General features: G+C 46.6%; 6 protein-coding genes. 5 read left to right on the top strand and 1 reads right to left on the bottom strand.

The window, feature by feature from the left end; translation table 11 throughout:
- The 4 genes from VIN08_RS21740 to VIN08_RS21725 all read left to right on the top strand — a co-directional run.
- Positions 1–1,563 (top strand): HelD family protein (locus VIN08_RS21740; protein WP_331969717.1); only part of this gene is annotated, 1,563 nt, incomplete at its 5' end.
- Positions 1,564–1,723: 160 nt separating this feature from the next.
- Positions 1,724–4,594: an ELWxxDGT repeat protein gene (locus VIN08_RS21735; RefSeq protein WP_331969714.1), complete on the top strand. Its 2,871-nt coding sequence runs from the start codon at positions 1,724–1,726 to the stop codon at positions 4,592–4,594.
- Between the two features lie 117 nt (positions 4,595–4,711).
- Complete coding sequence (locus VIN08_RS21730; RefSeq protein WP_331969711.1) at positions 4,712–5,812, top strand: Gfo/Idh/MocA family oxidoreductase; 1,101 nt, start codon at positions 4,712–4,714, stop codon at positions 5,810–5,812.
- A gap of 288 nt (positions 5,813–6,100) precedes the next feature.
- The gene (locus VIN08_RS21725) at positions 6,101–6,682 is read left to right on the top strand and encodes a DinB family protein (protein WP_331969708.1); all 582 of its coding nucleotides are present in this window, start codon (positions 6,101–6,103) and stop codon (positions 6,680–6,682) included.
- A gap of 48 nt (positions 6,683–6,730) precedes the next feature.
- Here the strand turns inward: VIN08_RS21725 and VIN08_RS21720 are convergent, their stop codons facing one another.
- Entirely contained in the window at positions 6,731–7,657 is a 927-nt protein-coding gene (locus tag VIN08_RS21720; protein WP_331969705.1) for a nuclear transport factor 2 family protein, read from the bottom strand.
- A gap of 318 nt (positions 7,658–7,975) precedes the next feature.
- On the opposite strand from VIN08_RS21720, the gene VIN08_RS21715 reads away from it, so the two are divergent.
- Positions 7,976–8,599: a CDP-alcohol phosphatidyltransferase family protein gene (locus tag VIN08_RS21715; protein WP_331969702.1), complete on the top strand. Its 624-nt coding sequence runs from the start codon at positions 7,976–7,978 to the stop codon at positions 8,597–8,599.
- Positions 8,600–8,622 lie beyond the last annotated feature (23 nt).

The raw sequence follows: 8,622 nt of genomic DNA, 5'->3' as shown, positions 1-8,622 counted from the left end.
GAGAGCAAGATGGAGTTTATGATCGAGAATGCTGTAAACATTCACGATGATATACTGCAGAAGGAGCTGAGTAAATCTTCTGACGACAAGATGAAGAATATTGTCGCCACCATTCAGCGCGATCAGAACGCCGTGATCCGCAATGAAACTGCGCAGGTCATGATCATCCAGGGTGTGGCAGGCTCGGGCAAAACTTCTATCGCCCTGCACCGCATTGCATTTTTACTTTATCGCTACCGCGAATCCATTTCATCAAAAGATATACTCATCCTTTCGCCTAACAAGGTATTTGCAGACTATATATCCAACGTATTACCGGAGTTGGGAGAGGAGCATATACCCGAGATGGGAATCGAAGAGCTTGCAACCGAACTCCTCGAAAACAAATATACCTTTCAGACTTTCTTTCAGCAGGTATCGGCCTTACTGGAAAAACATGACGCTGCCTTTATTGAACGCATCAGGTTCAAGTCATCGTTCGAGTTTCTCGGTATGCTAAACCGTTACCTGATCTATGTAGAGAATAATTACTTTACCCCGGCCGAAGAAGAGATTCGCGTAGCGGGTGTTGTCGTACCATGGCCTTTTATGATCGAGCGATTGAAAGCCTATCATCGCATGCCGATCGTAAAGCGATTCCAGGAAGTAATGAAAGATGTGCTGAACTATGTTCGCACACAGACAAAACGAAAACTTACCGGTCGTGAAAAGGCGCAGATCTGGGAAACCATTCCACGCATGTTCAAGGTTAACAACGTGCTCGATCTGTACCGCGACTTTTACAAATGGATGAAGCGGGAGGATTTGTTCAGGATGGGCTCCAACGGTATGCTTGAGTATTCCGATGTTTTCCCGCTTATCTATTGCAAGATCCGGCTGGAAGGTGTGAAGACATACGATGAGGTAAAACACCTGCTCATCGATGAGATGCAGGACTATACTCCGGTACAATATGCTGTGCTGTCGCGATTATTCCATTGCAAGAAGACTATATTAGGGGATGTAAGCCAAAAGGTAAATCCGTATAGCGCATCTTCAGCCGAAGGCATTGAACAGGTATTTCCGCAGGGAGATATAGTAAGACTATACCGAAGCTATCGTTCCAGTTACGAGATCACTGCTTTCGCGCAGCAGATTTCACCCAACCCCAACGTAGTGCCTATGGAACGCCACGGCCGCGCTCCGGAAATTAAACGCTTTGAAAGCAATCAGGAGGAAGGAGCTGCTGTTCGTGAGATGATCGCGCAATTCAAGACTTCCGGGTATCAATCACTGGGTATTATCTGCAAAACACTGGAGCAGGCTGAAACGCTATACCAGGATGTGAAAGCGCACGGTATACATTTACTCACACCGGATAGCACAGCCTTTATGAATGGCATTATTATCACCACCGCACACCTGGCCAAAGGTCTGGAGTTCGATGAAGTGATCATACCATTTGCATCCTCGCGCAACTATCATACGGATGTAGACCGCAGCATGCTCTATATAGCATGCACTCGTGCCATGCATACACTCACATTAACGTACTCGCGCGATAAAACAAGTTTTATACCGTAGCGCGCACCGCGCATCAGAAAGTATACCGTCATACCATCGGTAAAGCCGCCTGCAGGGTTACCCGACCTTTTGCAGTACAGCCATACCGTTGTTTCCGGTCGTTAATCCTTTTTTCTATCTTTATTATCATTAACCTCCCCATATGTTAGCGATAATCTCTATGAGAAATATAGTGTTAGCGTTATTGTTGTTCTCCGCTGTCAGTCTTCAGGCACAGATCTCGCTGGTAAAAGACATTAACACGCAGGCTGACGAAAACATCTCCAGTTACCTGTTTTATAAAACAAGTGCAGGCGGCAAAGTATATTTCTATGCGCGCATCAATGAACATTCCGGCCTGGGTGTAAGCGATGGCACAGCCGATGGCACACAAGTGATCTATACGGCACAAGTAATGAACTGGAACGCTTCCACACATTTTGAAGCGATGGGAAGCACAGTATATTTTACCGGCCTGAGCAGTGCGTACGGTGCTGAACTCTGGAAGACCGATGGCACCGCGAAAGGAACCGCATTGGTAAAAGATATCATGCCCGGTTCTGGATCGGGTTATCCTACAGCCTTCACCGCAGTAAGTAATACAACCTTGTTCTTCACAGCCGAAGCTCCTGACTACGGCATTGAACTCTGGAAGACAGATGGTACAGACGCTGGTACTGTACTGGTAAAAGATCTGATCCCAGGCTATAATTCCGGATCACCGGCAGAACTCACCAATGTAAACGGTACACTGTTCTTTCGCGGCAGCTCGGCAGATACTGAAGATGAACTCTGGAAGAGCGATGGCACCGATGCAGGAACTGTATTGGTAAAAGATATAGTACCTGGCGATGAATCAAGTCTGCCGGAGTCACTCACCGCTATGAATGGTATACTATATTTCACAGCGACAACACCCGCTGGCGGAACAGAACTCTGGAAGAGTGATGGTACCGAAGCCGGCACCGTGCAGGTAAAAGATCTATGGGCAGGAGCCGAGGGAAGTTACCCGCAGGAACTTACCGTAGTAAACGGGACACTATATTTCAAGGCGATGGTAACACCCTCCGTTACCGGACTCTGGAAATCAGACGGCACCGCCAATGGCACGGTGCTGGTAAAGGAATGGAACGAAGAGTATGTACACGATCTTCAGGCAGTAGGCAATGAAATATACTTTATTGTAAACGGAACACTCTGGAAGAGCAACGGTACAACTGAGGGCACAACAGCAATCAAGTCGGTTGTGACAGATGACAACGGTATAGCGTTCGGAGGTTTTGCGGCCACCAGCAACACGCTGTTCTTTATAGCCAACGGAGGCACCAGTGGTTATGAGCTTTGGAAGAGTGATGGCACCGCTGCAGGAACTACGATGGTAAAAGATATAGCAGCAGGAGCGGAGTCAGGCGCGAGTGGTGAACTGGTTGCATTGAACAATGAAGTATACTTTACAGGCTATACAACAGAGCTGGGCGAAGAACTCTGGAAGAGTGATGGCACGGCAGCCGGAACAACATTGGTAAAAGATCTGACCATCAACAAAACATTTGCATCAAGCCCTGCTGATTTTACCGAACTGAATGGCAAGGTATATTTCACCGCTACCGATCCGGATCATGGTAAAGAGCTCTGGCAAACCGATGGCACAACGGCAGGCACTACATTGGTAAAAGATATACAGCCCGGCACTACGGATAGTGATCCGCAGTATTTACGAACGTGGAATGGCTCCCTGTATTTCTTCGCTTCAACCACTGGCAATGGAAGAGAACTCTGGCGCAGCGATGGAACAACTGCAGGTACGGTCTTAGTGAAAGACATGGTAGCAGGAACTGGCACCAACAACCCCATAGAACTATTGGTAACAGACAACATGCTATACTTTACTACGCTGGGAACTGCGGGAGCACGCGAACTCTGGAAAAGCAACGGTACGGCTGCCGGTACAACCAAAGTAACAAACCTGGGTGATAACAAAGGTGATCTCTACATTAACGCGCCCTTGTATTACAACGGTAAACTATACCTGGCAGCTTCTACACAGAACGAAGGCAATGAGCTATGGATAAGCGATGGCACGGAAGCAGGAACGAAATTGCTGAAGGATATTAACCCGGGAACGGCCGATAGCTATATCTATTGGTTCGCTCCGGCTGGTAATACACTTTACTTTCAGGCGTTTAACGCTGCTGCCGGAACAGAACTCTGGAAGACCGATGGAACCACGGAAGGAACCATTATGATAAAAGACCTCACACCTGGTTTCTGGTCCAGCTATATAGACGACATGTATGCTGACGAAAATACACTCTACTTTTATCGCGCGACAACCGAAGGGCGCTCTCTCTGGAAAACCGATGGCACCGATGCCGGAACAGTGGCTATTAAAACCTTGATCACCGGCAACGACTCGTACGATATTTCGAAGAAAGTAAAAATGCAGGATCATTTTTACTTTACGGTAAGTGATATGCAGGGAGCATTCGCCCTCTGGAAAAGTGACGGTACAACGGCCGGGACATACGCACTGAAGAATTTTGACCTGGCAGGTGACTATCATTTCACCCGGAACATGATTGCTGTAGATGACCAGGTATTTTTCTTTATAGAAGACCTGTTCGGATTCTGCGAGCTCTGGAAGACCGATGGCACAGAAGCAGGCACCGTACGCCATGCAAGTGGTGCCTATGTTACATCGGATGTTTTATTACAGGATAACATACTATATTTCCAGGCTGACCAGTGGAACGGTGACTATGAATTATGGAAAGCTGACCTCTCGGCCATAACCGGTATAGATGAAACAACAACCTCCCGCAACATTACGCTATATCCCAATCCAACAGATCACAGTATTCAGTTGGCGATACCTAAAGATATAGCGGTACAATCAATCGCAATATATGATCAGCAGGGAAGAAAGACATCCGGTATAGTAATGGATGATGACCAGGCAATACTGGATGTACATGCATTACCGGCAGGTCTTTATACCATCGTGATCAAAAGTACAAAAGGAAATTACCGGGCAAGGTTCATTCGAAAGTGATCGCGTGCATCACGCTAATTATCTTATTAGCCAGCGATCCGCTCCGGTCATCACATTGGTTATTGTATCTGTAAGGATAATCGTTCACCTTGTAGTATATAACAAACCAGAATCCTTATGCAACGACTCATATCTCTTGTGATACTCTTTACACTTGTTTCTATGACGGCATTTTCGCAGCAGGCGCAGAAACCATTTCGTATAGGTGTAGCCGGTCTTACACACGGCCATGTCGGGTGGATACTGGATCGTGCCGATGATGGCGACATCGAGATCGTGGGAATTGCCGAACCGGATCGCGCACTCGGTGAGCGTTACTGCAAGCGCTATAATTTACCAACCACGTTACTCTATAGCACGCTCAATGAAATGCTCGACAAAACAAAACCGGAAGCTGTAACAGGTTTCAGTGCCACCGTAGATCACCTGAGCATTGTGCAGGCATGTGCACCCCGCGGCATTCATGTAATGGTAGAGAAACCATTGGCGGTAAGTGTTGATCATGTACGACAGATAGAAGCGTTGGCGAAAAAGCATAAGATCCATGTGCTCACCAATTATGAAACCACCTGGTATAGCAGCAACCAGAAAGTGGAAGAAGTATTTATCAAAGATCATTCAATGGGTAAACTGCGTAAAGCGGTGATACACGATGGCCACCAGGGACCAAAGGAAATTGGTGTGGGCAAAGAATTTCTCGACTGGCTTACGGATCCTGTAAAGAACGGAGGCGGTGCGTTGATGGACTTTGGTTGCTATGGCGCCAACCTGCTCACGTGGCTGCATGATGGCAAAAGACCTTTAACCGTATCGGCCATAACACAGCAGCTCAAGCCCGCTATATATACTCATGTAGAAGACGAAGCCACCATCGTTGTTACATACTCTGACGGACAAGGCATTATACAGGCTTCGTGGAACTGGCCGTTTAGCCGCAAGGATATGGAACTCTATGGCGAGACAGGGTATATTCTCGCTGATCGTCAGGGATCACGATTAAAAACTTCAGCGGATAAACCGGAAGAGTATATATCCAGTCCCGCGTATGCAAAGCCCTATAATGATCCGTTTGCTTACCTCGCTGCCGTAGTGCGTGGAGAGATTACACTAAAGACTACTGATCTTTCATCACTGGAAAATAATGTGATCGTGGTAGAGATACTGGAAGCAGCCAGGCGTTCTGCAAAAGAAGGCAAGGTGGTTACGCTATCGAAGTGATAACGTGATTACTATGAATCGATATAGCCGGGAGGATAAATCGATGGGTAAACATGAATAAAAATTATTCCGGATCGTTAAAACAGTTTTCAAAAATCCTGCTACATTTGTTTCATAATGAATACATCAGCATTCCATATCGCATTTATGTGCCCGCTTCACCAGCATGTGAAATGGAAATATATGCCCGGGAATGAATGATGTTCATAAGCTTGATGAAAGCTTATGTACGGAAGCCCGGGCCAACACCCGGGCTTTTTTATTTACAACTGATTTTGAAAAACCACCATGCCCATCGAACATATACTTATCAACCTGACGCGCGAACTCATCCGCACCTTTGCTGTAGTGGATGAATGGTTCGACCGAGAACATCCCTTGCATTGCTATAAACCTTCGTCCGGAGGGTGGAGTATATGCGAGGTATTAGAACACGTTATGCTAACCAATCATTTCCTGTTGATCATTATCGAGAAAGGATGTGAGAAAGCGCTCCGTAAACATGAAGCGCTTGCCGGAGCAGATTTTATACCCGAGCACTATACATTGGCCGATCCGGCCTTGCTGGCGATAGGTCAGACAAAATCATTCGCCTGGCAACGGCCGGAGCACCATCAGCCTACAGGAGAAAAAACGCTGCCGCAGGTAAGACGCGAGATGCGCGATCAGCTATCACGGTGTCTCTATACGCTGGACCTGCTCCCCAATGGTGAAGGCACGTTGCACCACACCACCATGTCTGTAAATAACCTGGGCAAGCTGGATGTATACCAGTATCTATACTTCCTCGCATTGCACGCACAGCGGCATCAGCAGCAAATGTGCCTCATCGAGCAGGAGTATAACAACTCACCGGTAACATTGGTATAGTGGAGTGACTTATACTATATATGGATAGCAGAACCAGATCGGCTGTTGCTAATCATACATGGCTATATGCCGGTATATCTTGAGTGAGCCGTCAGGTTCCCTGCGCCATATCCGAAGGTCTTTACCCAAACCAACACCGGAGTAATCACCGCCACGCCAGATAGCCACGTGGCTGGCATACTCCACGATATATTGGCCGAGGTGATCGATGCGGTCATTTCGTATATCGAGCTTCTCAAACACAACAAGATCACGGCAGTGTTTCTCCAGGAAATCGTGCAAAGCCTGTTTGCCCTGGCATATTGGATTACGGCTATAGCAAAACATGCCATCGTCTGTATAGAACTGTTGCCATATACCGGCATCGTGTTGGCTCACCGTTGCCTCCATCAGGCGATTTAAAGCGGCCAACTCAAAACGGATGTTATTATTAACCGGTTCATGCGGAGCCAGCGCTACGTCATATACCGGCACTTCACTGAAATGCATCAGGTCTTCAGCTTCGAGCGCGTGATCATAATTCCAGGCTTCGCAAATGAGTGATATAGTCTTGCCATTCTTTTGCCAGAGTGTAAAATATTTTCCCTGCCAGGTATAGGTCTTCGCGGTAGTGTTTACTGTTGCTGTCGTTGTAAACTTTCCTACCTCCAATATTTGCTGGCCCAGGTCGGTAATCTCTAATTCCTTTCGGGTATATTCCTTAACCGTAAAGCGCGACAGAAAAGCTTTGTGATAGAGTAGCGCATGATCTTTTCCCACCACAGTCTTTTGAAACTCCGGCATCAGGCGAACGTTGTCCACGTAGTAGGAAGTCAGCAAATCCGGTTTCTTTTCCAGCATACACTGCGTATAGCCCGACCGGTATGCTTTTAATGCAGCCAGCACCTGATCATTTACCGGTGCCGCAGATTGTGAGTGTACCTGTTCGCCATGAAAAACGACAACCAGTACAAGCGTATAGAAGGTATATTTCATACAGCAAAGAGTTATAGAAACCTGATGTAGAAGTTGTTATTGATATGAACCTACTGTTATACCGACACTTCTGAAAACGATGTTGACAAGACGCATAGCCTGTTACACCATAGGCGGTTAATCATTGACGAAGTCTTATGGAACAATAATTTGTATATCCCTGCAGGGAATCCTGTTCTTTCGTTATGATCTACAGGCAGAGACGCCAGTACATTTTTTCCTCATAGGGGAATCATGCCGGCAGATGATCTGTGTCATTGGATGGGACAAAAAAGAAAAATAGTTCTGGTAACACTTCGTGTAAAAAGTTCCGCAGGTATGAATACCGATAAGCAATCGAGAATAAGTTACTACGTTATCAATGGCATAACCATGTATCGCCTGGTATCGGCACCGTTCCTGTTGTTACTGGCTATTAAAGGTGAGTCCGACTGGTTTAAATGGCTAATTGCCTTTAGCTTTCTTACCGATGCTATTGATGGGCCGCTCTCGCGCAAATTTGAGGTGACCAGTGTATTTGGCGCACGCCTCGATTCTGTTGCTGACGATGCCACGGTATTGGTATCTACTCTGGGATTGTGGATCATGCACCGCGAATTTATTTATAGTCACTGGATCGTTATAGCCGGTTTGTTCGCGTTGTTCGGTATACAAACTATAGCAGCATTAATCGCATACCGGAAAGTTACAAGCTTTCATACTTATCTTGCCAAGACTGCGGCTGTGGTACAGGCTATATTTTTTCTGCTGATGTTCTTTGCGTGGCCATTTTCCACAGCAGCGTTCTATATAGCATGTGCTGTTACCGGAATACAGCTGGTGGAAGAAATTATACTGGTCATTATACTTCCTGAATGGAAGGCCAACGTAAAAGGATTGTATTGGGTATGGCGGCCACAACGGAAACCTGTAAACAAAGCGCAGGAGGGAAGCAACCGGTAATGATCTATACCGGTATATATATA

Source organism: Ohtaekwangia sp., assembly GCF_036568665.1.
Taxonomy (GTDB): domain Bacteria; phylum Bacteroidota; class Bacteroidia; order Cytophagales; family Cyclobacteriaceae; genus Ohtaekwangia.
This window is presented reverse-complemented; position numbering and strand designations above follow the sequence as displayed.

Coding starts and splice junctions, on each gene's coding strand:
- VIN08_RS21735 (WP_331969714.1), top strand. CDS start 1,724: ATGAGAAATATAGTGTTAGCGTTATTGTTGTTCTCCGCTGTCAGTCTT.
- VIN08_RS21730 (WP_331969711.1), top strand. CDS start 4,712: ATGCAACGACTCATATCTCTTGTGATACTCTTTACACTTGTTTCTATG.
- VIN08_RS21725 (WP_331969708.1), top strand. CDS start 6,101: ATGCCCATCGAACATATACTTATCAACCTGACGCGCGAACTCATCCGC.
- VIN08_RS21720 (WP_331969705.1), bottom strand. CDS start 7,657: ATGAAATATACCTTCTATACGCTTGTACTGGTTGTCGTTTTTCATGGC.
- VIN08_RS21715 (WP_331969702.1), top strand. CDS start 7,976: ATGAATACCGATAAGCAATCGAGAATAAGTTACTACGTTATCAATGGC.